The sequence below is a fragment of the Streptomyces sp. ADI95-16 genome, from assembly GCF_003721495.1.
GTDB lineage: Bacteria > Actinomycetota > Actinomycetes > Streptomycetales > Streptomycetaceae > Streptomyces > Streptomyces goshikiensis.
Map to the genome: position 1 here is coordinate 1186956 of NZ_CP033581.1, position 25318 is coordinate 1212273.

14 protein-coding genes are annotated in these 25318 nt (G+C 69.1%); 11 read left to right on the plus strand and 3 right to left on the minus strand.

All coding sequences use genetic code 11. From position 1 onward, the window contains the following. Complete coding sequence (locus EES41_RS04830; protein WP_123075955.1) at nt 1–3249, minus strand: hypothetical protein; 3249 nt, start codon at nt 3247–3249, stop codon at nt 1–3. Between the two features lie 301 nt (nt 3250–3550). On the opposite strand from EES41_RS04830, the gene EES41_RS43780 reads away from it, so the two are divergent. The 7 genes from EES41_RS43780 (at nt 3551) to EES41_RS04870 (ending at nt 18226) form a co-directional block, all read left to right on the plus strand. Next, on the plus strand, nt 3551–10111 hold the full coding sequence (locus EES41_RS43780; RefSeq protein WP_164495746.1) for an RHS repeat-associated core domain-containing protein: 6561 nt from the start codon (nt 3551–3553) through the stop codon (nt 10109–10111). 2263 nt (nt 10112–12374) lie between these two features. After that, nucleotides 12375–12830 carry a helix-turn-helix domain-containing protein gene (locus tag EES41_RS04845; protein WP_008743477.1) on the plus strand — a complete coding sequence of 152 codons (456 nt, stop codon included), beginning with the start codon at nt 12375–12377 and terminating at the stop codon, nt 12828–12830. 135 nt (nt 12831–12965) lie between these two features. Further along, nucleotides 12966–13493, plus strand: a complete 528-nt coding sequence (locus EES41_RS04850) for a regulator component (RefSeq protein WP_073794460.1) — start codon at nt 12966–12968, stop codon at nt 13491–13493. Beyond that, the gene (locus EES41_RS04855) at nt 13490–14680 is read left to right on the plus strand and encodes an MAB_1171c family putative transporter (RefSeq protein WP_123075959.1); all 1191 of its coding nucleotides are present in this window, start codon (nt 13490–13492) and stop codon (nt 14678–14680) included. Before EES41_RS04850 ends, EES41_RS04855 begins: the two co-directional genes overlap by 4 nt. Further along, complete coding sequence (locus tag EES41_RS04860) at nt 14677–15864, plus strand: cytochrome P450 (RefSeq protein WP_123075961.1); 1188 nt, start codon at nt 14677–14679, stop codon at nt 15862–15864. Before EES41_RS04855 ends, EES41_RS04860 begins: the two co-directional genes overlap by 4 nt. A gap of 170 nt (nt 15865–16034) precedes the next feature. After that, nucleotides 16035–16610, plus strand: coding sequence for a hypothetical protein (locus EES41_RS04865; RefSeq protein ID WP_037795057.1), 576 nt, complete (start codon nt 16035–16037; stop codon nt 16608–16610). 107 nt (nt 16611–16717) lie between these two features. Continuing rightward, nucleotides 16718–18226 carry a DUF4246 domain-containing protein gene (locus EES41_RS04870; RefSeq protein ID WP_123075963.1) on the plus strand — a complete coding sequence of 503 codons (1509 nt, stop codon included), beginning with the start codon at nt 16718–16720 and terminating at the stop codon, nt 18224–18226. 114 nt (nt 18227–18340) lie between these two features. On the opposite strand, the gene EES41_RS04875 is transcribed toward EES41_RS04870, so the two are convergent. Then, nucleotides 18341–19273 carry an MBL fold metallo-hydrolase gene (locus EES41_RS04875; protein WP_123075965.1) on the minus strand — a complete coding sequence of 311 codons (933 nt, stop codon included), beginning with the start codon at nt 19271–19273 and terminating at the stop codon, nt 18341–18343. 83 nt (nt 19274–19356) lie between these two features. Here EES41_RS04875 and EES41_RS04880 point away from each other — a divergent pair, with 83 nt between their 5' ends. From EES41_RS04880 to EES41_RS04890, 3 genes are all read left to right on the plus strand, one after another. After that, entirely contained in the window at nt 19357–20046 is a 690-nt protein-coding gene (locus EES41_RS04880) for a TetR/AcrR family transcriptional regulator (protein WP_123075967.1), read from the plus strand. Between the two features lie 355 nt (nt 20047–20401). Then, a complete protein-coding gene (locus EES41_RS04885; RefSeq protein WP_123075969.1) occupies nt 20402–21781 on the plus strand; it encodes an MFS transporter in 1380 nt (459 codons plus the stop codon). Beyond that, nucleotides 21778–23685: a GAF domain-containing protein gene (locus EES41_RS04890; protein ID WP_123075971.1), complete on the plus strand. Its 1908-nt coding sequence runs from the start codon at nt 21778–21780 to the stop codon at nt 23683–23685. The genes EES41_RS04885 and EES41_RS04890 overlap by 4 nt, the downstream gene beginning before the upstream one ends. A 16-nt stretch (nt 23686–23701) precedes the next feature. Here the strand turns inward: EES41_RS04890 and EES41_RS04895 are convergent, their stop codons facing one another. Then, nucleotides 23702–24307 (minus strand): TetR/AcrR family transcriptional regulator, encoded by a 606-nt coding sequence (locus EES41_RS04895; RefSeq protein WP_123082262.1) that lies wholly within the window; start codon nt 24305–24307, stop codon nt 23702–23704. A 166-nt stretch (nt 24308–24473) separates the two neighbouring features. Here EES41_RS04895 and EES41_RS04900 point away from each other — a divergent pair, with 166 nt between their 5' ends. After that, a complete protein-coding gene (locus tag EES41_RS04900; RefSeq protein WP_123082263.1) occupies nt 24474–25316 on the plus strand; it encodes a class I SAM-dependent methyltransferase in 843 nt (280 codons plus the stop codon). Nucleotides 25317–25318: the final 2 nt, after the last annotated feature.

The following is a 25318-nucleotide window of genomic DNA, read 5'->3' on the forward strand; positions in this document are numbered from 1 at the left end:
TCAGGAGAGACTGGTGATGTAGTAACTCCAGCCGCTGTTGCCGACCTTCAGCGGTTTGCGATGAGTGGTGGCGCCGCCAGGATAGAAGAGCAGACAGCCTGTGGGGCAGGTGGTGGTGGCGGTGGCACCGGTGCCGTCGTCGTAGCTGACGGTGTAGCTGGCATCCGCCGGGGTGGTGGCCCAGAGGTCGCCACGCTCGTCCCCCGCCTTGGGCTGGAACTCACGGTAGGGAACGAGAGTGCCGTCGTCGTTGACCGTCTTGCTGGCAACGACACCCTGGGCGTTCCCAGAGCTGGTGATCAGCGGACGGCTGCTGGACTGCCAGCCGCCGGGCCCGTAGACGGCCCGGTCTCCGAGGGTGTACACACCGCCGATGAACTGGCCCGGGTAGAGGTACAGGTTGCCGTCGACCTTGTTGCGCGCCAGGAGGTCCTTGATCCCATCACCGTTCTGGTCTCCCGCGGCCAGGATGGTGTAGTCGTTCCAACCCGTGGCACCAATGATGTTGGCGTTGTCCTGGATCTGGAAGGGAATCTCCTGGTAAGCCCCGCCCCCGACGATGGTACGTCCGGAGTAGAGGCGGAGCCGGGAGTTTCCGCATCCCTCGTCAAAGCACTCCAGCGTGAGCATGTCGTTGCCGTTGGCGAAGCCCGTGTCCGTGCGCTGGTCCATGTCTCCGGGCATGACGATCTGCCGAACGCGTGCCCAGCCATTGCGCGGGTCCTTGTTGGTGTCACCGAGGTCGGATGGTGCGGCGAGTTCCCTGCGCGTCCAGTACCAGGCTGCGCCTTGCCCGTTGCCGGGGTAGAGGTAGAGCTTGTTGTTGTTCAGACGGGCGACGATGTCCTCGTAGCCGTCGGGGGCTGCATCGGGGCCGGCCAAGCCTGTGAAGTCGCCGCCGTGCGCGAGGAGGGCACCGGTCCAGCCGCTGTTGCCGACGACGTTCATCGACTGGACATTGCCGGTGCCATCGCCGGGGTAGAGACGGAGTTTCGCGTCGGTGTCGGTGGCAAGCATGTCGGTGTAGCCGTCGCCGGTGAGGTCACCGGGCAAGTCACGCGTGGACCGGTTGGTGAGGGGGTTCGTTCCTGCTTGCTGAACGAAGGAGGCCTTGACGGTCTTCACTACGGTGGTGTCGATGTTGCCGTCGACGGGTGAATGATTGCCGGCCTTGTCGTAGGCCAGGACATGCAGGGTGCTTTGAGGGAATCCGGTGGGGACGACTTCGAGAACTGCCTCCCCAGTCCCCGCGGCGACGGGTACCCAGTTGTCTTCGTAGCAGCGGCTGCCGTCGATGGAGACCGGGTGGTCCATGGCCCAGCAGAACCCTGCGAGGTCGCCCGCGTCGTTCTTGACCTTGAGGCGGAGCGTGGTGCGCGCCTGGTGTGTCGTCAGAGCACTTCCGTCTTCGCGGGTGACGGTGGCGGGGTTGCTGGGGCCAATCTTGTCGACGATGAACGAGCATTCGTCGGTGAAGGGACTGTCGGGGCCTTCACCGTCCTTGGCGCGGACCTTCCACCGGTAGGTGCCGTTGGTGAGGTTCTTGGCGAGGACCGTCGCGGAGGCGGTGCCTCCGCTCGCGACCGTGGTGGTGTTCGAGACGGGCACGGCGGTGCCGCTCGCGGTGGTGACGACGAATTCGGGGGTGACGGTGCCGCCGTCCCTGTCCTGCAGGACCGCGGTCAGGGCGAGGCCGCTGTTCCCGATGGTGCTGCCGCAGGGGACGGTCTTGTTTCCGTCGCCGCCAGGAGACCAGGTGCCCTCGAAGGCTCCGCCGCCAGTGATCTCGGGCTTGAAGTTGTAGTTGAACTCCAGAACCGGGTTGTTGCGCAGACGCTTGAAGCTCTGCTTCTTGCCGAGGTAGGAGTCGGGGACGCGCAGAGCGAACCCAATCTGGTTCATGCCATGGTTCGCGCCGTCCTGGACGTAGGAGGTCAGCGCGTCCGAGGTGAAGTCGTATCCCTCGACTCCGGGGCAGAAGGTGGGGTTGCCGTGGGCGAAGTTGCCCTGGGCGAGCTTCGTGACCAGGTAGTTGTTGCGGGTGTTCCAGGTCGGCGTGGTGGATATGTCCCGGGAGGTCCACAGTTCGGTGGGGCCGGCCGCGGCAGCGTCACAGCCGTAGGAATGGGTCTGCTCGACCGCGAAGGTGACCTTGCCGACAGTGGCGCCTTGCAGCCCGCTGATGTTCATGGAGAAGAACGACTGGGTGTTGCCGGTGCCGTTGTAGCCGACCCGAGGCTCGTCGGCAGGATTGTCGGACTTCCAGCCTGAACCGTTGGGGTAATCCGCGTTGGGTGTGTCGGAGTAGACCACGGCCCACTTCTCGCGATTACCACCGGTGAAGACGGGGTCGATGACGAGCGGGAACTGGGTGGCGGACTTCAGCATGGCTGCGTCCGGCGTCAGAGTGAGGGTGCTGCCCGTGACGTCGGCCGCGACAGGGGCGTGCGGCGGAGCAGCAGCCTCATCGACGTCGGCGACCGAAAGGCTCATGGTGTTCATGGCGGACTTGGCGGTGGTGGGCTCTGCCGTCTCGGTGGCCGGCTGCACCCACATCTTGGGGCTGGGTGCGCTGAAGACGACCTGACCCGTCGCATCCTTGGCGAGCAGCCTGTCCGTGGCGTCGTCGTCGAGAGTGACACCGGTGGCGCTGACGCCGAGTTTGATGGACTTCAGTGCCGGGTTGGCGGCGGCCTCGGGGGTGTTGACGATGAGGTGTTCGGCGAAGCCGTTGACTTCTGCGATCAGCTTGAGGTCGACACCGGGAAGGACAGACTTGTAGAGCGCGGTGTTCCCTCCCACCACCGGTTCCGGAAGCTTCCCCGGCCAGGTCAGCGCAAGCTTTTTGCCGTTCTTGTCCATCGCGACCAGGGGACCGTCCCCACCGGCGGAGAAGGTGATGCCGAACGCGGCGGTCGGCCCGAGGCTGCCGTCGGCGTGCCTGGTCACCGTGGGGTCTGTCCTGCGCCAGGTCGCGTCCTGACGGGTCCACGCGGGGAGGGTGAATTGGCGCTGGGCGAGGCTGCCGTCGGGGTTTGCGTAGGTCTCGGAGTATTCGGTGCGTCGGTCGATGATCTCGATCCGCTTACCCGACGTCCGTGCGAGACCGAAGGCTTCCGCCTCGGACGCCGCCGACGGGTTGGTCTTGCTCGCCGCGGTTGCGGCCGAGGCCTCGATGGGCGCTGCGAGAGCGGGGATCGCGGTGAGGGGAAATGCGAGGGCGAGAACGGTGGCCAGCGGGCGGGTCATGCCTGCGCCGGCTCTTCGCTGATTCATGGGAGTTTCGGGGTCTCTCTGAGAACTTTATACCGATCGGTAGCGGCAGGGTAAGCGATGCCATTCGCATTGGCATAGAGGCTCCTGACTTGTGGTCAGTCTCTGGCGTGGCCACACCGTCCTCATGATCCGCATTCGACCATCCCTGGGCGTTTTAGCTGGTCAAGTGTGTCGAAGAAGGGTCTTGCGCCCTACGCCCCAGGGCGTGTTGGCTTCGGTTTTATCTGTCTCTTATTCTCGTGGGGGGTTTGCTGTGTCCAACAGACCGGGCCTGATGCCCGATTTGTTCAGAGGTGATCGTTTTCAGCGGAAGCGATGCTTCAGGGCGGGAATCGTCGGCGCGATATCAACCGCGCTGACTGTTTCCATGCTGACGGGACCGGCTTGGGCCGGTCCCCAGAAGTTCAAGCTCCGCGAGGTCCAGAAGACCAAGTCCGTCAAGGGGCAGGACCTCAAGCCTGGCAAGAAGAAGGCTCCCGCGCCGGCCGGGCAGTGGAAGCCCACGCCCGTGGCGTGGCCCACGCCGGGTACCGCCGAGGTCACCTTGCCCACCCCTTCGCCGTTGGCGAAGACAAACCTGTTCACCCAGTCCCAGGCGGGCTCGTTGCCCGTACGCGTCACTCCGACTGCGCAGCCCTCGCCGTCCGCGAAGGCCAAATCCCTCGCCCCGGCGAAGGACCTGGCCGCTCCCGGCCGGGTGAAGGTCACCGTGGCCGACCGGGAGAAGACCCAGCAGGCCGGCATCGACGGTCTGCTGCTCTCCGTGCAGCGGACCGACGGGTCGACTTCCGCCGGTACCGCCCAGGTCGAGGTCGACTACTCCAAGATCAAGGGCGCCTACGGCGCGAACTGGGCCTCCTCCCTGCAACTCATCGCGCTGCCCGACTGCGCACTGACAACACCTGCGAAGCCCGAGTGCCTCAAGGGCACTCCCCTGCCCACACGCAACAATCCGGCTACGGGAACACTGAGCGCGGCCGTGGATCTGCCGGCTGCCAAGGGTTCGGCCAACAAGGCGATGGTGTCCTCGGCTGGCGGATCGTGGCTCGCGACGCCGGCGGGAGGCATGAGCGTCCTGGCAGCGGCGCCCGGTGCTGCGGGATCCGATGGCTCCTTCAAGGCCACGTCCCTCGCAGCCAGTGGCTCCTGGTCAGCTGGCGGCAACGCCGGCGGCTTCGGCTGGAACCTCCCGATCGCCACTCCCCCGGTCGCGGGTGGCCTCTCCCCGAGCATCAACTTGTCGTACAGCTCCTCGGCTGTGGACGGCCGCACCGGGACGACCAACAACCAGGCGTCCTGGATCGGTGAGGGCTGGCAGTACAGCCCCGGGTTCATCGAGCGGACGTACGCGCCGTGCGAGTACGACAAACAGGGCGGCAACAACACCGAGAAGGTGGGCGACCTGTGCTGGAAGTCGGAGAACGCGACGATGTCGCTGAACGGCTCCAGCAGCGAGCTTGTCTGGGATTCGGGCAAGAAGGTGTGGAAGCCGTCGACTGACGACGGCTCTCGGGTCGAGCGGGTCTACGACTCCCCCGGCAACAACTCCGGCGACGCCGACTCCGAGTACTGGCGGGTGACGACCACCGACGGAACGCAGTACTGGTTCGGCAAGAACCGACTGCCGGGATGGACCACGGGTAAAGAGGAAACCAAGTCCGTCAACACGGTGCCCGTCTTCGGCAATCACACCGGCGAGCAGGGGCACGCGGCGGACTTCGCGTCCTCCAGCGAGATGCAGGGCTGGCGGTGGAACCTCGACTACGTCGTCGACCCCCACGGCAACGCCATGGCCCTGTACTACGGCCGGTACACCGCCTACTACGCCAAGAACGGCAAGATCGACGCACCCGTCGCCTACTTCCGCGACAGCGTCCTGAAGAAGATCTCGTACGGGCTGCGGGCAGGCGAGGTCTACACCCCCGCTCTGGCACCTGCCCAGGTCAACTTCAACGTCTCCAACCGGTGCACCGCCGGCACCTGCACCCTCGACGAGGCGCACGCCAGCGATTGGCCCGACGTCCCGGTCCATCTGGACTGCAACGAAGGCGTCCGGTGCCTGCAGGGTTCGCCCACCTTCTGGTCGAGCAAGCGGCTGACGTCCATCGACACCGTCGCGCTGGTGGGCGACGCGCATCAGCCCGTCGACACCTGGACCCTCTCCCAGTCCTACCCGTCCACCGGTGACACCGGCACTCCGGCCCTGTGGCTGGACTCCATCCAGCACACCGGCAAGGCCGGCACACTCACCGACATCGCCATGCCGAAGACCGTCTTCACCGGCACGCCCATGCCGAACCGAGTCGACAAGGCCGATGGTCGGCCGCCGATCAACAAGCGGCGCATCACCCAGATCACCAACGAGACCGGCGCCAACACCTTCGTCACCTATAGTCCCGCCGAGTGTTCCCCGACCAACTTGCCGGCGGCCGACGACACCAACACCAAGCGGTGCTATCCGTCCTGGTGGACGCGTGACGGCGGGACGGAAGAGGTCAAGGACTACTTCCACAAATACCTCGTCACCAAGGTCGAGGACACTGACACCACGGCAGGTACCGGCTCCCCCTCCAAAACCACCACCTACGAGTACCCGAGCACGCCGAACTGGCGTCGGGACCAGAACGAATTCACGGTCGACAAGCACCGCACCTGGAACGACTTCCGCGGCTACCGCACCGTCCGCACCCTGGTCGGCACCACCAACCGGATCAAGAGCGAGACCGACTACTACACCGGCATGGCAGGCGACAAGCTCGCCAATGGCACCACCCGCACGGTCGCGGACATCAATGGTGTCACCGACCGCGACGACTTCGCGGGCCAAGTCGCCGAGAACCGCGGCTACGCCGGCGAGTCCGGTGCCGTCGTCGGCAAGAGCGTCAATGTTCCGTGGGTCTCCGCCATCAACGCCACCCGATCGGTGAAGGGCGTCACCGATCCCGACAAGCCCAATGATGCTGCACCCACGCTCGAACCCAAGACCGCCCGCTTCCCCGGCATGGCGAAATCCGTGGGCAGCACGCTCATGGGAGACGGCAGCTGGCGCAGTGTCACCCTGACCCGCGTCTACGACAGCACGTACGGCCTGCTCCTGACCCAGGGCGACGACGGAGGCGGGGGCGCCACCCCCAAGTGCGGCGTCAGCACCTATACGGCACCGGACACGGCAAACTGGCTGATCGCCTACCAGGCGCAGGTCACCACCACTACTTCCGCGCCGTGCTCGACAACGATCAACAACGCCGAGGTCACGACCGCCAGCCGCACCTCCTACGACGGCCAGGCCGTCGGCGTCGCGCCCAAGGCAGGCCAGGCCAACGAGACGAAGGTCGAGCAAGCCAGCCGGCTGGACACGAGCAACCAGCTCGTTTGGGAGACCAGCGGACAGAGCACCCACGACCAGTACGGTCGCCCCCTGACGGTCACCGGTCAGGACCAGCAGACCACCACCACCTCCTACGGTCCCGCCACCGGGGGTCAACCGACCAGCACAACCGTCACCAACCCCAAGGGCTACACCCTCACCACCACACTCGACGGGCTCCGCAGCCTCCCCCTGAGCGTGAAGGACCCCAACGGACGCAGCAGCGCGTCTGAGTACGATGCACTCGGACGGCTCACCAAGTCCTGGGGCACCGGCAGGCCCACCACCGCCCAGCCGAACGGCACCGTCACCTACAACATCTCCAACACGGCTCCCTCCACGATCGTCTCCAAGGGCCTGAACGAAGACGGCACCTGGAGCACGTCGACGACCTTCTACGACTCGCTGATGCGCCAGCGGCAGACCCAGTCCGACGCGACCGGCGTTGTGGGCAGGGTCATCACCGACGTCTTCTACGATGACCACGGACGCCCGTACCGGGCCAACGCGCCGTACTACAACGCCTCAGCGGTCTCGGGAAACCTATTCGTCGTCCCCGACAACGCGATCCCTTCCGCCACCACCACCGAGTACGACGAGCGCGGCCGTGCCATCTCCGCCATCCAGCTGTCGCTGAACACGGAGAAATGGCGCTCGACGACCACATACGGGCCTGACTGGACAGCGGTCGTCCCCCCAACCGGCGCTCCCGCCTCCCTTGTCGTCACCGACGCGATCGGCCGGGTGACCGAGCGCCGGACCTACAAGGACCGCAACCCGCTCATCGGCGCCGCCGCCACCCAGTACGAAAAGAGCACCTACTCGTACGACCGTGCCGGACAGCTGGCCAAGGTCACCGACAACTCCGGTCGCAACAGCTGGACCTACAGGTACGACCTGCGCGGCCGTCAAACCGAGGCGGTCGACCCCGACAAGGGCAAGTCCACCACTACGTTCGGCCCCGATGGTCGCACCGAGACCGTCACCGACGCCCGCGGTGTCACCCTCGCCAGCACCTACGACATCCTGGGGCGTCCAGAAACCCTGAGGAAGGGCTCCGTAACCGGCGCCAAGCTCTCCGAATGGACCTACGACACTGTCACCGCGGGCCTCGGCCTACCCGCCACCACCACCCGTTATGACGGCACCGCCGCCTACACCTCGGCTGTGACGGGCTACGACAGCTCAGGAGCGCCGGCCGGAACACAGGTCACGATTCCCTCCGTCCCCGGCGAGGAGAAGCTCGCCGGTACCTACACCCTCACCGGTACCTCCACACCCGTCAGCGGTCTCGCCGCCACGGTGACATACGGCACCACCAACCCCAACGCCACCACGGCCCTCCCCGCCGAAACCGTCACCAACGGCTACGGCTCGCAGGACCAGCTCGGCATTGTCAGCAGCAACCTCGACCAGGCCTACCTCCGAGGCGCCACCTACAGCGAGTTCGGAGAACTCGCGCAGGCCCAGCTCGGAAACCTCGGCTCGATGGTCATCCAGTCCCTCTTCCGTGACCCGGTCACCCGCCGCGTCGTAAGAGCAGACGTCGACCGGGAAGCCAGCGGACCAGGCAACCTCTCTTCCGCCAAGTACACCTACGACCTCGCGGGCAACATCACCCGTGTCCTCGACGAGCAGAACGACTTCACCGTCAAGGACGACCAGTGCTTCGCCTATGACTGGGCCGCCCGTCTCTCCGAAGCCTGGACCTCGGGCGACAACTGCACTACCAAGCCCGTGAATGGCTCCGGCTCCCCGAACCTCGGGACCGTGGACCCGTACTGGACCAGCTGGACCTTCACCGACACCGGCCAGCGCGCCACCGAAACCCAGCACAAGGCCGGCCCTGTCGCCGCCGACATCACCCGCACGCACACCTACCCCACTACCGTGGGCGCGGCGCAAGGCCACGCGCTCCGCAGCGTCACCGCCACCGGGGGTGCCACCGGCACCGACACCTACGGGTACGACGCCGTCGGCAACATGACCGGCAAGACCCCGGCCACCGGCAGCGGCCAAACCATGACGTGGAACGACGAAGGCGACCTCGCCTCCTCGACCACCGCCGGAGCCACCACTTCCTTCCTCTACGACACCACGGGCACCCGCGTCCTCAAGCGGGAGCCCACCGCCACGACGCTGTACCTGCCAGGAGGCCAGGAGCTCGTCCTCGACAAGACCACCGGCACCGTAAGCGGCACCCGCTACTACTCCGTGCCCGGTGGAACCGCTATGCGTACCAGCACCGACGGCCGCGTCCGGTTCCTCGTCGCCGACCACCACGGCACCAACACCCTGTCCATCGCCGCAAGCACCCTCTCCTTCAACCGGCGCAAGCAACTCCCCTACGGCGGGGAACGCGGCGCGCCACCCGCCGCCTGGCCGAGCCAGAAGGGGTTCGTCGGCGGAGACATCGACAAGACCACCGGCCTCACCCACATCGGGGCGCGCGACTACGACACCAAACTCGGCCAATTCATCAGCGTCGATCCACTTCTCAGCCTCGACCAGCCGCAGTCCCTCAACGGCTACAGCTACGCCAACAACACCCCCATTACGGAAAGCGATCCCACCGGCGAACGCAGCGAGGAATGCGGAACCCTCTACAACTGCGGCGACAAGGGCACCATTACCTTCTCCAACACGAAGGAAATCACCTATCGCAGCTTTGATGCCCAGTACATGTATTACGAGTCCCGGGTCGGCCTGAAGAGCGGACCCGAGGGCTGGAACCGGCGCACCATCTCCAGCCAGATCAACAAGAACATGAGCTGGAAGCCCCCTAAGCCCAAACCCGTACTTAGCAGCGTCAGGGACATCCTTGGCGGTATGGGACAAGGCCTCGCCGACCTCAGCTCCCTCGCGAGCCACCTCAACCCCGCCAAACCGCTCCTCGACGCCCTAGGTGCGCCCGACTCAGGCGACCTGTACCGCAGCGGAATGGAATCCCTAGGCCTCGACACCCAAAGCCAAGACTACGAAGTCGGTGAGCTGCTCTCCCCCGTCCCGGGAGGACCATTGGCTCGCGTTGCAGGCAAGGTCGCGAAATCTGGTAAGGGTGCCATAGCCGCCGAGAGAATCGTCGCAAGTTGCGAAGAAATGGGGAGCGGCAACGTTTGGAAGAGCAGCGAAGAGCTCAGCAAAGCCACCGGAAAGACGACAGCATCCAGAAATCGTGCCATTAATGCCATCATCATGGAAGATTTCCCGGACCTCAATCTCACCCACCGCCCCGTTTACAGCTACGGGGTCAACTCCGGCATGGCCAAGCCTAACGTAGGAACGCAAATTGGGTTCAAGCGGTTTGCGAGTCGGGCGCTCCTACGCACTACAGTGGTCCACGAAGAACTACATCACCGCTGGTTCGCACGCGGTCTCACCAACCATCATCCACGCGACGGCTCCGGTACATCGGATCGATTTTACGGCGTCGTCGACCGTTACATGTCGATCAGGGGCTGGCAATGACAGAACAGGCAGCTCGGCTACCCGGACCGTGCCGCGAGTGCGGCGGGGTCGGCACGGAGTGGCTGGTTCAATCCACCAACAACGGGTCCCTCGGCTGGGAAGTCGAGTGGGATTGCAACACGTGCGGAATCTCGCACGACTCGGGTGAGGGTTGGGCACCGTCAAGAGTGCGGAACGCGATCCTGGAGCAGCATGGACCCCATTGCCTGAGGCTCGTCGACGTCACAGCGCACGGGGGAGCACTACTGAAGTCCTTCCGGGCAGCCTTCGGTACGTCAATTCAAGAGGCAAAGAGATTGTCGGATGAACTCAAACAGTCTGGCTTCGAAGGCACTCTAGTCGAGAGTACGCTCCTCTCCGAATTGTTGGAGAAAATCGGAATTTTCAGTGTGACGCAGCCTGGTCGCTGCGGCTAGCCAAGAAGGCTCAGCCCTGCCAGCAGTCCGACCGTTAATCCAGTTTGCCAGAGGCCCCGCCAGATTTAATTCCGGAGGGGCCTCTGGGCTGTTTAACGGCAACGCTGACGGCACAGTCGCCACCGCGGCGCAGCGGCTAAGCATGCGGAGATGACCCATATCAGGTTCCGCCGGAACAGGAACTGATAGCCCGCCACTCGGGCGGCACCGACGACCTGATTACCGCATGGGATGAACTGGGGCCCGATAGCTAGCGAACAGCCACCGGAGCCGGGCTACAGATGATGAGTAACGCTTTCACCGAAGTGGCGGAGTACATGAGTCCCTGACTCGTGTTCAGTCAGAAGTCCTCCGAAAAACATCCCTGACCTGGGTTCGAGTTTGGCAGCGATCGTAAGGCGTGTACGTGCACACGAGGTGTCAAAGTCAGGATCAAGTATGCGGTGCACGGGAACGATTGCCAGTTCGTGTCGACTGATGGCCGTGAAATCGATGTCGATTTCCTTGCCGACGCAACCCGTCTATTCGATTCGCGGCAGATCGAAAGATTCTACTTGAGTCAGGGGTTTTATTCGAAGGTGACGGCAGACGAGTTGATTCAGGAGTGCCGTAGAACGGCTTCATCTGGGAACTTTCGAAGGATGTTAGTCAAGAATGGTTCTCGGTGAAACCTGAGCAGGTACGCCAGAGGCCCCACCGGTCGATCTTACGGTGGGGCCTCTGGCATGCGCTGGACTGTCTGGCAGCAGTAGTTGACGGCAACGCTAGCGGATCGGTGCTGCACTGAGTGGCGGTTCGTCAGGGTCGTCGGGTTGCCCGGTGGTCTCGTCGGAGCGCCGGAGGGTGCGGCCCAGGAGGTCGGTGGCGTCCCTCTGGAGCCAGCATCTGACGTGGGCGTAGACGGTGGCGGTGACACCGGAGGAGCTCTTTGACACGACGAGTTTGACGCCTTGTTCCAGAAGCAGGGTGGCGGTGGAGTGCCGTAGGTTGCGGAAGCGGATGCGGCGGAGCCCGGCCCGATCGAGGAGGGCGCAGAAGCTGCGATTGAGGTTGGCGGATCGCTCGCCCCTTCCGCTGGCGCGGTGAAGCCGAGGCCGCCGCCCCTCCAGCCTTCCTCTACCGCCTCACGTTCAGCTTCCTGACCGTCACGGCGCCCTTTCAACGGGTGGACGCCCTCGGTGGGGAGGGCGATGCGCCTTCCGGATGAGCGGGTCTTGATGGGCAGGGTCATCAGTCCGCCATTCTGGGTGCGCTGGAGGGTGCGGCGGATGCTGGCAGTGCCGGCACTGAGGTCGACGCCGTTCCACTGAAGACCGAAAAGTTCGCCCTGCGGAAGCCGTTGCGGAGGGCCAAGTTCGTACGGCGCGGGCAGACGGTTGCTTCGGCCGGAGGTGAAGCTCTGGCGGGCTTCGTCGGCGTGAGGGGTGCGAAGCGGCGCGGTCGGGACAGCGTCAGTGGCGAGAGCCGCTTGGAGTGGCACGCTCGGGCTGGGCCGGCGGGGGGCGGGGGCGGGGCCGTGGGGGTGTCCGCCGACCGCGTGGTCGGCGGACGGCGGCGCAGGCCCGCGCCTCCCCCCGGCATCGCCGCGCGCCGGCCTGGACGGAACCGTTCCGGCGCGGCCACGGCGCTCCGGGCCTTCGGCCGAGCCCACCCCCGTGAAGCTCGACCTCGACCCACCGGCAACGCCACCACTCCCCCCTCAACACTTCAGTGGCGGCGAAGCATTGATAACGTACACCAGAGTGACTGTCCGGCGTCAACCAAAGTGTTGCCGGGGCCAGCCCGAGGGGCTTCGAGAAACACTGTGGTGGGCAAAGGCTCGGCATCACACCAAGGAGGTCGTGTACGTGGAGGATGACCAGTCGCCCACCTTCGCCCAACTCCTGGACCACCTCTTCCGCGAGGTGCACCCCCCTTCCCGGGGGCCCTACACCTACGCGGAGGTCGCCGAGGGCATCCGCAAGGCCGCGACCGGAGAGGGGCGCGGGGTGACGGCGAGCGCCATCCAGCAACTGCGCACCGGCGCCAAGCGGAACCCGACGCGGCACACCATCAAGGCCCTGGCCGACTTCTTCGGCGTACCGGCGGGCTACTTCGTCGACAGCGCGGCGGCCGAGCGCACCAAGGCGGAGATCGGCCTCCTCGCCGCCATGCGCGACCAGGACGTCCGCAAAGTGGCCCTGCGCGCCAACGGGCTGAGCGTCGACAGCCTGAAGATGCTGTCCACCGTGATCGAACAGGCCCGGAAGCTCGAAGGGCTCACCACCGACGACGGCGGGCAGGACCTCAACCTGGACGACTGAGCCGCGCGCCGGCCCCGTTCCGGCGGCACCCCGGCCTCGGAGCGGAGTCACGAACATGTCAGCATGGGGACGCGCGCGTACCGGGCTTCCAGGGAGAGGTGCGCCCCGGCCGGCCGGCGTCACCAGAGTGAGGACATGGACCTTGAGCAGCTTCGCGCCACGTGTGAGGCGCGCGTCGAGGCGCTTCGGCTCCCGCACCGCTTCAGTACCCGTGACCTCCGCGACGCCGTGGCCGAACAGCGCGGACGTCCCATCGTCCTGCGCCCCCTGAGCACCCTGGGCGCCATGGACGCACCGTGCGGAATCCGCCTGGAGACCCCGGACGCCGACCTGTTGTTCTACGAGGAGGCCACCTCCCCCCTCCACCAGAACCACATCCTCGCCCACGAGATCAGCCACATCATCTGCGACCACCCGGGCAGCCTGGAGCTGGACCAGGACACCCTGCGCGCGATCGGGTTCGACCCCACCCTCGTGCGGCGCATGTCCGGCCGGACCAGCTACACCAGCGAGGACGAACGCGAGGCCGAGGTGATGGCCAGCGTGATCCGCCAACTCATGTACCGGGGACGCGAAAGTCCGTCGATCCGGCCCGCCAGCGGCGCGGAGAGCTGGGACGCGCTGTTCGCCGAGCCGCACAGGAAGAAACGCCACCGAAAATGATCAACATCGTGTTCACGGGCACGGCCGTCGTGCTGCTGTGCTTCGCCGCCTACTGGGTGCGGGGGCGCGGCGGACACCGCCCCAGGGGGACTTGGGCGATGGCGGCGCTGCTGACCTCGTTCGCCCTCGCCTTCGCCTCCTACGCGCCCGCCGTGGAGCGCGCGGTCGAATCGGTGGTCCCCCACGTCGCCCGGCTCCTCAGCAACACCTTCACCCTGACGGCGGCCACCTCGGTCCTCGCCTTCCTCTTCCAGCTCAATCTGGAGCGCGAACGGGCCCACCGGCAGATCCGGCTGCGCGTCATCGCCCTCGCGGTCTGCGTCGCCGGCATGACCGCCTTCTTCGCGGCCGAACAACTCACCGGGCGCAGCCCGGTGTTGTACGCGTGCTACGTGCTCATCTACATCTCCTACCTGGGCTACACGGCCAAGGACTTCCTGCTCCAGACCTGGGCGCAGTCCAAGCGCTCGACCCGCCGCAGTCAGCGCTGGGGCCTGCGCACGACCTCGGTGGGCTGTGGTTTCGCCCTCGTCTACGCCGCGTACAAGCTCTTCGCCCTGGTCTCCATCGGGCTCGGCCTGGGGCTCGTGCCCGACCACGCCCGGTGCTCGACGCCGCTGACGCCCGCGCGCTGCGCGTTCAGCGTGAGCGCGCCCGCCGTCGCCGTCCTCCTCATCACCGTCGGACTCACCCTCCCCGCCCTGCTGTGGCCGCTCAGCCAACTGCGCCGCCGCCGCTGGGAACGGAACTCGTTCACCGCGCTGGAGCCCCTGTGGCGGGAGGTCACCTCGGCGGTCCCCGAGGTGGTGCTCGACCCGGGCAACACCGAGGCCGACACGCACGACCTCGACTTCCACCTCCACCGCCGGGTCATCGAGATCAACGACTGCGTGCTGGCCCTGCGCCGGTACCGTCAGGCATCGGTACGGGACGCCGCGGCCGCCGAGGTCGCCCGCCGGGGCGCGGCCGGCACCCCCGGGGGCGAGGCCGAGGTGGAGGCGGCGGTCATCGCCGCGGCCGTCGAGGCGAAGCGCTCCGGACTCCCCCTCGACGGCGACGAGGCCCCGCCCGCCGCCGGCACCCGCTCCCGCAAGGGCGACCTCCCGGCGGAGACCGCGTGGCTGCTGCTCGTGGCGGCCGCCTACGCGCGGCGCCCGGCGCCCGAGCACGCGGGCGCGGCCTCGTGACCGCCCCCCGGCAGGACCCCCTGCGCGACCCGCGCTTCTTCGCCGACCCCTACCCCACCTACGACCGGCTGCGCGAAGGCTGCCCGGTGCAACGCGTCCCCACCGGCTCCGGCGGGCACCACGCGTACCTGATCACCGGTCACCCCGAGGCCCGCGAGGCGTTCACCGACCCCCGTCTGTCGAAGGACACGGCCCGCTTCTTCGCCGGCCGGCCCTCGGACCGCGACCTGCACCCGGCGCTCTCCCGCAACATGCTGGCGAGCGACCCGCCCGCGCACACCCGCCACCGGCGGGTGGCGACGCCCCTGTTCACCACCGGACGCGTCCGGGAACTGCGCCCGTACGTCACCCGGGTCGTCGACGGCCTCATGGCCGCGTGGCGGCCGGGCGCGGAGGTCGACCTGGTGGCGGAGCTGGCGGTGCCCCTGCCGGTCACCGTCGTCTGCGAGTTGCTGGGGGTGCCGGAATCCGACCGCGCCGCGCTCGCGGGCTGGTCCCACGACCTCTTCGACGCGACCGACAACGGCCGTGTCGACGCCGCGTCGCACCGGATCGGCGACTACCTGACCCACCTCGTCGACACGGCCCGCGCCACCCCCGGCGAGGGCCCGCTCCACTCCCTCCTGCGCGACTGCGACCAGGGCGGCCTCGACCGGGACGAGACCGTCTCCCTGGCCGCCCTCCTCCTGGTCGCCGGGCACGAGACCACCACCCAGTTCATCGGCAACGCCGTCCTGGCCCTGCTCCGGCACCCGGAGGCGTTCGACCGCCTGCGCCGGGACCCGGACCTGATCCCCGGCGCCCTGGACGAACTGCTGCGCTTCGACTCCCCGGTGAGCGTGGCCACCTTCCGCCACAGCACGGAGGACCTGCGCGTCGGCGGGGTCGACATCCCGGCGGGCTTCCCGGTGCTCATCGCCCCCGGGGCCGCGAACCGCGACCCGGCGGCGTTCCCCGCACCGCACCGCCTCGACCTCGACCGCGACGCCGGCGGCCACCTCTCCTTCGGCCACGGCATCCACCGCTGCCCGGGCGCCCCCCTGGCCCGCGCCGAGGCGGAGATCGCACTCCGCACCCTGGTGACCCGCTTCCCGAACACCCGCCTGGCCGTCCCCGCGGAATCCCTGACCTGGCGCCGGACCCGCCTCACCCGCGGCCTGACCGCCCTCCCCCTGACCCTCTGACCGCCTGCCCCCGAGCCTCTGACCGGCCGCGGAGCCCGCCCCGCGACCGGGAACCAGGGCTCCCGGTCGACACCCCCCCGGTGGCCGGGGGAGCATGGAGTGGGGCGGGCACCGGCGAAGCGCCGCCCCGCCCCTCCCTCCCTTCCTCGACATCCGATGGGAGCACCCTCATGTACCGACGCACCCGACGCGCCGTGGTCTCGTCCCTGCTCGCCTCCTCGGTCGTATGCGGTGGCGCCGTCGTCCTCGCACCGGCCGCCGACGCGGCGGCACCGGCCGCCAGCTGTACGGTCACGCCCGGGCCGAACGACACGTACGTCACGATCACGGGCGAGGGCTTCACGGCGCCCCGCAAGCTCAACGACGGCGAGTCCACCGTGGACCTGGCGGTGGGCCCGGACGGAACCTTCCGCGTGCAGCGCTTCCAGAAGAACGTCGACTACACCGTCCTCGCGGCGAACGAGAACCAGAACTTCGTCTTCGTGAACTGCAAGAGGGTGGGCACGGCGGCGACACCGAAGCCCCAGAACCCGCAGAACACGACCCCGCCCCTCCAGCCGGGTTCCCGGCGGGACGTAGCCCAGGGCCGAGCGGCCGGCACCCAGGCGGGCGCGGCGGCGGCCAAGAAGAGCTGCGAGACCAAGCCGGTGGCGGACAAGTCCGGCGCGCAGCACAGCGACGCCTACTGGCAGGCCTGGAGCCAGGCGGCCAACCGCTCCTTCAACCGGGTCTGCAACAACCGCTGAGCGCCGCCAGGTGGAGTCCTCGGCGCCTCTCCTCGGTGCCGGTCCCGGTGTCAGTGCCCTGAAGTATTCTTCCGGCCACCGCACATCGAGTCAGAGGACCTGAAGAAGTGACCGGCCTGTCTGCTTTCCCGCTGCCCTTCCACACATCCCGTTCCATAGCCTTCGCCGCACCCCGGACGCTGCGGGAGCTGGAGATGATGCGGTGCAGCGCACACCTTCGGGCGAAGCCGGGATGGTTCGACAAGAGGAACGACGCCGACGTCGTCGCCAGGTGGACGCGTGAAGCGCTCGACCAGGGCCTCACCGAGGCGCAGGTTCGCTACGTCCTCGCAGAACTCGCGCACTACGCGGCGCTGCGGGACGGGCGAACCGGCGTCGAGGTGTCCGCCGTCGACGGGGTGTGGCAGTCGGACGCGCTGGTCGACGACGGGCTCAGGTCCCGGCTGCGCGAGGCGGTCCGGGTTCTGGAGCAGGTCCCCGAAGCGGAGAAGGACTGGCACCCCGGCTCCGACGGCCAGGTACTGGATCTGGTCCATCCCTCGCTGTTCTGCCTGGTGAACGAGGTGAGCGGCGGCCCCGAGCGGGCTTGGCTGAATCCGACGGACCGCTATTCGAGGTACGAGTTCTCGGAGAAGTTCCAGTGGCTGCCCACCGACGTCGACGTCAGTAAGGACGGCGACGTCGCCTTCCGTTCGTACGTCAACAATGTCCACCCCGAGGTTCACCGCGAGCTGGCATCCGTCCTGCCGGAGTTGTTCGCGCGCCTGCGCCCGCTGTTCGAGAACGTGCTCACCGATCTGCGCCACCCCCGGCCCCTGCGGATCGAGGCCGATCCCTACGGCTGGTACGACTCGGAACCTCAGCGTCCGGAGAAGTCCGCCCACGGCGACGACGAGGCCTACGCGGAAGCCCTGAGCGCGTGGGAACTGGCCCTGGACGACTGGTGGGAGAACCGCAGCCCGGTCATCCCGGACGCCCCGGACTTCACCCCGCCCGAACGGCCCGGCGCATCCGACCGGGTCGACCTGGGCGGCCGCCGTCTCCAGGTCATCGTCAAGCTCGCCACCATCCACCTCACTCCGGACAAGCCCGAGTACGCCGGCGGTTCCTGGCACGTCGAGGGGATGATGAACGAGCGGATCGTCTCGACCGGCATCTACTACTGGGACAGCGAGAACATCACCGAGAGCCGGCTCAGCTTCCGGGCGGCGCTCGACGACCCGAGCTACGAGCAGAACGACGACAACGGTCTGCGCGAGGTCTACGGCCTGGAGGACGAGGACGCGCTGAACCAGACGCTGGGATCGGCATCGACCCCGGCGGGCCGCTGTCTGGCGTTCCCGAACGTCCTGCAGCACCGCGTCGGCTCGTTCCGCCTGACGGACACCACCCGCCCGGGGCACCGCAAGATCCTCGCGTTCTTCCTGGTCGACCCGTCGGAAAGCATCGTCTCCACCTCCGACGTGCCACCGCAGCAACCGTGGTCCGACACCTCGACCATGACGCTCGAACAGGCGAAGGAACACCGCGAACAGCTCATGCGGGAACGCAAGTTCTTCGTCGCCGAACACAACGATCAGCTCTACGAACGAGAATTCTCCCTCTGCGAGCACTGAACCCGCCGGAATCACTGGGGCACGGGCAGAACGCACACGGTCGCCACGGGATCCCTCCGCGCGAATTCCGGGCGCCCGCCTCGGAGTCCCGGCGGGTCGTGAGGGTGATGCCGCTCAGGCCGATGCGTGGGTGTCGTAGAAGGCGCGGGCGGCGAGGCCGATCCACTCGGGGCGCTCCCAGGAAGGCCAGCGGGCACGGGCGTTCTTGTCGATGGTGGCGACCGTTTCATCGGCGCTGGTGCCGCACTCGCGCAGCCGCAGGGCCTCGTCGCGGACGTAGGCGAGGTAGTCGCGGACGTCGTGGATGAGCGAGGCATCGGTGACCTCGCCATGGCCGGGAACGACGGTCTGCGGGGCGAGTGCGGCGAGCTGGTCGAGCACGCCGATCCAGCCCTCGCCGTCCACATCGGTGTCGTGGGGCGGGAAGTACGGCGCGATCGGGAAGATGCGGGTCTCCAGCAGATCGCCGGCGAACAGCACCCGGCCGTCCACGAGGACGACCTGGTCGGAGCCGGTGTGCGCGGGACCGACCTCGCGCAGCAGCACGGTACGGCCGCCGAGGTCGATCTCGGCCTCGCCCTCGTAGACCAGATCGGGGTCGACCAGTTCGACTCCTTCGAGTTCGGCGGCGACCGCGGGGCTCAGGCCCTTGAACATGCCGAGATAGCCGGCTCCCTTGCGCCGCAGTTCGGCGCGCTGGCCGCTGTTGTAGACGATCGTGGCGGCGCCCTTGAACGCCTGCGCGCCGAAGCCGTGCTCAGGGTGGAAGTGGGTGAGGGTCAGGTACAGGCGGCGGTCGCCGGCCAGGCGCCGGGCCTGCTCCAGCACCAGCGCGCCGTTGCGGGGGCCGATGCCGGTGTCGATGACCAGCGCGGCCTTCTCCCCGAGGACGATGCCGATGTTGGGGACCAACTCGACGCGGCGGTCAGGGATGACGAAAACGCCCGCGGACACCTCGACAGGAGGTCCCGCTACGACGGGCGGGGGGCTCTGGAGCACATCCGGCGCGCCGTCGGAGGCGAGAGGCGTGGGGTCGGTGGGGCACATGGCGCAACTCCAGATCAATCTGAACAGCGTTGAGATGTCGGTCGGAGCCTAACACTCAATTTGAACACCGCTAAGATGGAGGCATGGCAAGGAAGCGATATCACCACGGGGACCTGCGCGGCGCCCTGCTAGAGGCCGCAGAGACCCTCGTACGAGAGCGGGGTGTCGACGGCTGGTCGCTGCGTGAGGCATCGGCGCGGGTCGGTGTCAGCCCCAGCGCCGCCTACCACCACTTCGGCTCGCGTGACGCACTGGTATCCGCCCTGTCCGAGGTCGTGCTGGCCCGGCTGGGGAATCGCCTGCGCGAGACCATGGAGGCAGCGCCGGAGCAGGGTCCCGAACGTCTCGCCGCGTGCGGACGCGCCTATGTCACCTGGGCCGTCGAAGACCCGGCCGTCGCCCGGCTCGTCTTCCGCGGCGGCGCCACAACGGCGCAGTCCGCCGTATCGCCACACCCGCACGACGTGCTCACCACCGAACTCGACCGTCTGACCGACGCGGGCCACCTGCCCTCGGGAGCCCGCCCGGGCGCCGAATTCGTGGTCTGGGCCGCCATCCACGGCCTGGCCGTCCTGCTCATCGACGGCCTCGTACACATCGACGACCGGCAAGGCGTCGAATTCCAGACCGAACGCCTGGTCTTCGCCACCTTCAACGGCTTGGCGCGGGAGACCGCCCCCGAGCCGGACCGGCCCATGCCCACCACCACGCATACGCGGCGCCTCACCCAGAGCCCGGCCCCCGGCCCCGCTCCGCACACGACCTCACCCTGAACGGCCCACGGAAGGCCGCAGGCCGGAAGGACCTCCCCGGAGCTCCGATCCTTGACGCGGTCCGACTCGGCCCGGCCGACGATGCCATCGCCGTGACCGCTACCCAGCCCCCGTGACGTCGCCTGGCGAGGCCGCATCGCCGGACGGGCAGTGCCGAGGGGGCTGATCCAAGCGATTCCGGCAGGTGTCGGGGGGGTGGTTCCGGCAGCCTTTCAGAGCGTCCATGTCGGCGATGTGGCGGTCGCGTACACAGGGTGGCGCCTGAATGTGATGTCCCGCCACATACGCCGCCGAACTGCGGGCTTCTATGGTGTGGCCACGCCAAACGTCCCTGCAGACCCCGGAAGTGGTGCACATGTCCTCCCCCGCAACAGCCGCACCGTCCCCAACCGGAATCCGGAGGATCGTCGCGGCGAGCCTCATCGGGACCACCATCGAGTGGTACGACTTCTTCCTCTACGGCACCGCCGCCGCGCTGGTGTTCAACAAGCTGTTCTTCCCCACCAGTGACCCGCTGACCGGGACCCTGATCGCCTTCGTCACCTACGCGATCGGGTTCCTGGCCCGGCCGCTCGGCGGGGTGGTGTTCGGGCACTTCGGGGACAGGCTCGGCCGCAAGAAGCTGCTCGTCCTCAGCCTGCTCATGATGGGCGGGGCGACCTTCGCGATGGGGCTGCTGCCGACCCACGCGAGCATCGGGGTCGGGGCGCCGATCCTGCTGACCGTGTTGCGGCTGGTCCAGGGGTTCGCCCTCGGCGGTGAGTGGGGCGGGGCCGTGCTGATCGTCTCCGAGCACGGCGGTGACCGCCGCCGCGGCTTCTGGGCCTCCTGGCCCCAGTCCGGTGCGCCCGGCGGGAACCTGCTGGCCACCGGGGTGCTCGCGCTGCTCGCCGCCGTGCAGTCGGACGCGGCGTTCCTGGCCTGGGGCTGGCGCGTGCCGTTCCTGCTCTCCGGCGTCCTGGTGGTGGTCGGCCTGTGGATCCGGCTGTCCGTGTCCGAGTCCCCCGTGTTCCTCGCCGCGCGGGCCGCCCGCGGCGCGTCGGGCGAAACGCGCGGCGAGCTGCCCGTCGTGCAGGTGTTCCGCCGCAGTTGGCGGCAGGTGCTGACCGCCGTCGGGGCGCGGTTCGGCGAGAACATCTCGTACTACGTCCTCACCTCCTTCCTCCTCGTCTACGTCACCGCCCACCTCGGTCTCCCCAAGAGCACCGCCCTGAACGCGGTGTTGATCGGCTCGGCCGTCCACTTCGTCACCATCCCCGCCTGGGGCGCGCTGTCGGACCGGATCGGGCGCCGCCCGGTGACGCTGATCGGTTCGGCCGGCATGGCCGTGTGGGCGTTCGCGTTCTTCGCGCTGGTCGACTCGGAGTCGTTCGTCGTCATCACCGCGGCCGTGACCGTCGGCCTGCTGCTGCACGGGGCGATGTACGGGCCCCAAGCCGCCTTCATCTCCGAGCTGTTCGACACCGAGGTCCGCTACTCCGGTGCCTCCATGGGCTCCCAGCTCGCCTCGATCGTCGCGGGGGCGCTCGCGCCCATCGTCGCCGTCGAACTCCTCAAGGACCACGGCTCGTCCCTGCCCGTATCGCTGTACCTGTGCGCGGCCGCCGTGGTCACCACCCTCACCGTGGCCTTCGCCCGCGAGACCCGGGGCCGCGACCTGGCGCGTACGGGTACGGCCCCGGCACCCGCACCGGGGTACGACCGGAAGGACGCGGCGGGCACACTGTCCGCATGACCTCCGCGATGGACCCCGTACGGGAGTTGCTGGACCTGCTGCGGCGCGGCGCGCCGGCCGAGGAGTTCGCCCGGCCCGCCGCCGCCGCCCGGGGCGCCGGGGCGGGCGCCCGTGAGCAGCGGGCCGTCGAGGAGGCCACCGGGGTGGCGCTGGAGATCCGCCGGACCCTCGACCAGCACCGCCGGCGCGAGGCGGAGCTCACGGCGCTGTTCGACACCGCGGGCGATCTGGCCGCCCTGCGCGATCTCGACGCCGTCCTGCGGGCCATCGTCCACCGCGCCAGGATGCTGCTGGGCACGGACGTCGCGTACCTGACCCTCAACGACCCCGTCGCCGGGGACACGTTCATGCGGGTCACCGACGGCTCCGTCTCCGCCGCCTTCCAGCAGCTGCGCCTCGGCATGGGCGAGGGGCTGGGCGGCCTGGTCGCGCAGACGGCCCGCCCGTACGCCAGCTCCGACTACCGCGGCGACGACCGGTTCCGGCACACCCGGACGATCGACAGCGGGGTACGGGAGGAGGGGCTGCGCGGCATCCTCGGCGTTCCGCTGCGCGTCGGCACCCGCGTCATCGGCGTGCTGTACGCGGCGGACCGCGAGGTGCGCGAGTTCGCGCCGGACGCGGTGGCCCTGCTGGCCTCCCTCGCGGACCACGCGGCCGTCGCCATCGACGGCGCCCGGCTGCTGGAGGAGACCCGCGCCGCCCTGGTCGAGCTGAACGCCGCGACCGAGCGGGCCCGCGCCCACAGCGAGGCGATGCGGCTCGCGGCCGAGACCCACGACCGCCTCACCCACCTGGTGCTGCGCGGGGGCGACGTGGCCGATGTGGCGCGGGAGGTCGCGACGCTGCTGGGCGGCGGGCTGGTGGTGCACGACGCCGACGGTGTGGAGCTCGCCCGGGTCGGTACCGATCCGCTCGGCCCGTCCGCGTCCGGGCTGGCGGCCTCGCGGTCCGGCGGCCGCGCGGTGGCCGTGGACGGGGCGTGGGTCTGCGCGGTGCTCGCCGGGCCGGAACTCCTCGGCGGCATCACCCTCGTGGGGCGGGCCGACCTGGCGGACAGCGACCGGCGGCTGTTCGAGCGGGCCGGGCTGGTGACGGCGCTGCTGCTCCTGCTGCGCCGGTCCATCGCCCACGCCGAGGACCGGGTACGGGGCGAGCTGCTCGGCGATCTGCTCACCCCGGGGCAGCCCGGGCGCCCGCGCGACACCGGCAGCCACAGCCTGCGGGCGCGCCGGCTCGGGGTCGTCCTCACCCGGCCGCACGCGGTCGTGGTCCTGCACTGCGAGGCCGCGCTGCGGTCCCGGCTGGCGACGGAGGCGGCCCGGCACGCGCAGGCCCGCGACGGTCTGGCCGGCCTGTACCAGGGGCGGGTCGTGCTGCTGGCCCCGGCCGCGGAGCCGGGTGTCCTCGCGCGGTCCCTCGCGGCGGATCTCGGCAAGGCGCTGGGCGCCCCCGTCACGGCGGGCGCGGCGGGTCCGGCCGCCGGCCCCGGGGACCTCCCGGACGCGTACGCCGAGGCGCTGCGCTGCCTGGAGGCGCTGCACGCGCTCGGTCACACCGGCTACGGAGCGGGCCTGGCGGACCTGGGTTTCCTGGGTGTGCTCCTCGGCGACCGCACGGACGTGGGCGGGTACGTGCGCCAGGTGCTCGGCCCGGTCGTCGACTACGACGCCCGGCGGGGAACGGAGCTGGTGGCGACCATGGAGGCGTACTTCGCCCACGGCAGCAGCCTGACCCGGACCAAGGACGCGCTCCACGTGCACGTGAACACCGTCGTGCAGCGCCTGGAGCGGATCGGGAACATCCTGGGCGAGGACTGGAACTCCCCCGCGCGCGCCCTGGAGATCCAGCTGGCGCTGCGGATCCTGCGGGTCTCGGACCGGGGCAGCCCGGTGCCGCGCTGACCGCCTGACCACCCGGTCAGCCGGGTCCCGGAGCGGGCTCCGCCGCAGCGGCAGCGGCAGGGACAGGGGCGGCGGCGAGTACGGCGAGGATCCCGTCGACCGCGTCGGCGAACGGCTCGCCGCTCCCGGCCGCGCGGGTGAGCGCGCAACTCCCCTGGAGCACCGCCGTGATGGTGTCGGCCGTCGCCTCCGGGTCCAGCCCGGGGCGCAGTTCACCGCGCTCGCGCCCCTGCGACAGCAGCTCGGCGAGCCGGCCCCGGAGCCAGTCCAGCGCCTCGACGACCGGCGCGCGCAGGACGGGGTCGGCCATGACGTCCGCGTCCTGGCTCAGGCGGCCGACGGGGCAGCCCCCCAGGGCCTCCCGCTCACCGCGCAGGTACGCGGCGACGCGCTCGACCGGGGTGCCGGGCGCGGTGAACCGGGTCTCGGCGGATGCGCGCATCTCCTGGGCCGTACGGGTGATCGCGGCGAGCGCGAGGCCGGGCTTGCCGGTGAAGTGGTGGTACATGCTGCCCTGGCCGACGCCGGCGCGCTGCTGGATGGCCTTGGGGCTGGTGCCGACGTATCCGCGTTCCCAGAGCAGTTCGCGGGTGCATTCGATGAGGTCTTCCGCGGTACCCATGGCGGGCATTGTACGGAGCGGTGCCCGCCGCCGGCCGGCACTCCGCCGAACCTCCGGGCCCCCGGTCCGGCCTACCGCCATCCGCCGCTCGACGGGCCGGGGCCCGCCCGGGTTCCTATGCTCGGGAGAGGCGGGAACGAGGCACCAGGCGATGGAGGCGGACGGCATGACGGATACGGCGGACGCGCGCGAGGCCGACCGGGCGCTCAAGGCGAAGCACCGGACGATGTGGGCGCTCGGCGACTACCCGGCCGTCGCCCGGGAGGTCGTCTCGGCCCTCGGGCCCGTACTGGTGGAGGCCTGCGGCGTCGAACGCGGCGACCTGGTCCTCGACGTCGCCGCCGGATCGGGGAACGCCGCCGTTCCGGCCGCGCTGGCCGGCGGGGTCGTGGTCGCCTCCGACCTCACGCCCGCGCTGCTGGAGGTGGGGCGGCGGGAGGCCGCGGCGCGCGGCGCCGAGCTGCGCTGGCAGGAGGCGGACGCGGAGGCGCTGCCCTTCGCCGACGGGGCGTTCGACACGGTCATGTCCTGCGTCGGGGTCATGTTCGCCCCGCACCACCAGCAGACCGCCGACGAGCTGCTCCGGGTCTGCCGGCCGGGCGGCACGATCGGGCTGGTCAACTGGACCCCGGAGGGGTTCATCGGGCAGATGTTCGCCACCATGAAGCCGTACGCGCCGCCCCCGCCGCCCGGGGCGCAGCCGCCGCCGCTGTGGGGGCGGGAGGATCACGTCCGTACGCTGCTCGGCGACGGCGTCAGCGGGTTCGAGGCGCGCCGGCGGACCGTCCGCGTGGACCACTTCGGGAGTCCCGAGGAGTTCCGGACGTTCTTCAAGGCCACGTACGGGCCGACGATCGCGGTCTACCGGAACATCGCCGACGACCCCGGCAAGACCGCCGACCTGGACCGGGCGCTGGACGAACTGGCGGGCGGCGCGCTGCGGGACGGGGCGATGGAGTGGGAGTACCTGCTGGTCACCGCGCGCCGCGGCGGCGCCGCGGCCGGGTAGGC

Coding starts and splice junctions, on each gene's coding strand:
- EES41_RS43780 (WP_164495746.1), top strand. CDS start 3,551: ATGCCCGATTTGTTCAGAGGTGATCGTTTTCAGCGGAAGCGATGCTTC.
- EES41_RS04865 (WP_037795057.1), top strand. CDS start 16,035: ATGTACCGACGCACCCGACGCGCCGTGGTCTCGTCCCTGCTCGCCTCC.
- EES41_RS04855 (WP_123075959.1), top strand. CDS start 13,490: ATGATCAACATCGTGTTCACGGGCACGGCCGTCGTGCTGCTGTGCTTC.
- EES41_RS04850 (WP_073794460.1), top strand. CDS start 12,966: ATGGACCTTGAGCAGCTTCGCGCCACGTGTGAGGCGCGCGTCGAGGCG.
- EES41_RS04830 (WP_123075955.1), bottom strand. CDS start 3,249: ATGACCCGCCCGCTGGCCACCGTTCTCGCCCTCGCATTTCCCCTCACC.
- EES41_RS04890 (WP_123075971.1), top strand. CDS start 21,778: ATGACCTCCGCGATGGACCCCGTACGGGAGTTGCTGGACCTGCTGCGG.
- EES41_RS04885 (WP_123075969.1), top strand. CDS start 20,402: ATGTCCTCCCCCGCAACAGCCGCACCGTCCCCAACCGGAATCCGGAGG.
- EES41_RS04880 (WP_123075967.1), top strand. CDS start 19,357: ATGGCAAGGAAGCGATATCACCACGGGGACCTGCGCGGCGCCCTGCTA.
- EES41_RS04895 (WP_123082262.1), bottom strand. CDS start 24,307: ATGGGTACCGCGGAAGACCTCATCGAATGCACCCGCGAACTGCTCTGG.
- EES41_RS04875 (WP_123075965.1), bottom strand. CDS start 19,273: ATGTGCCCCACCGACCCCACGCCTCTCGCCTCCGACGGCGCGCCGGAT.
- EES41_RS04900 (WP_123082263.1), top strand. CDS start 24,474: ATGACGGATACGGCGGACGCGCGCGAGGCCGACCGGGCGCTCAAGGCG.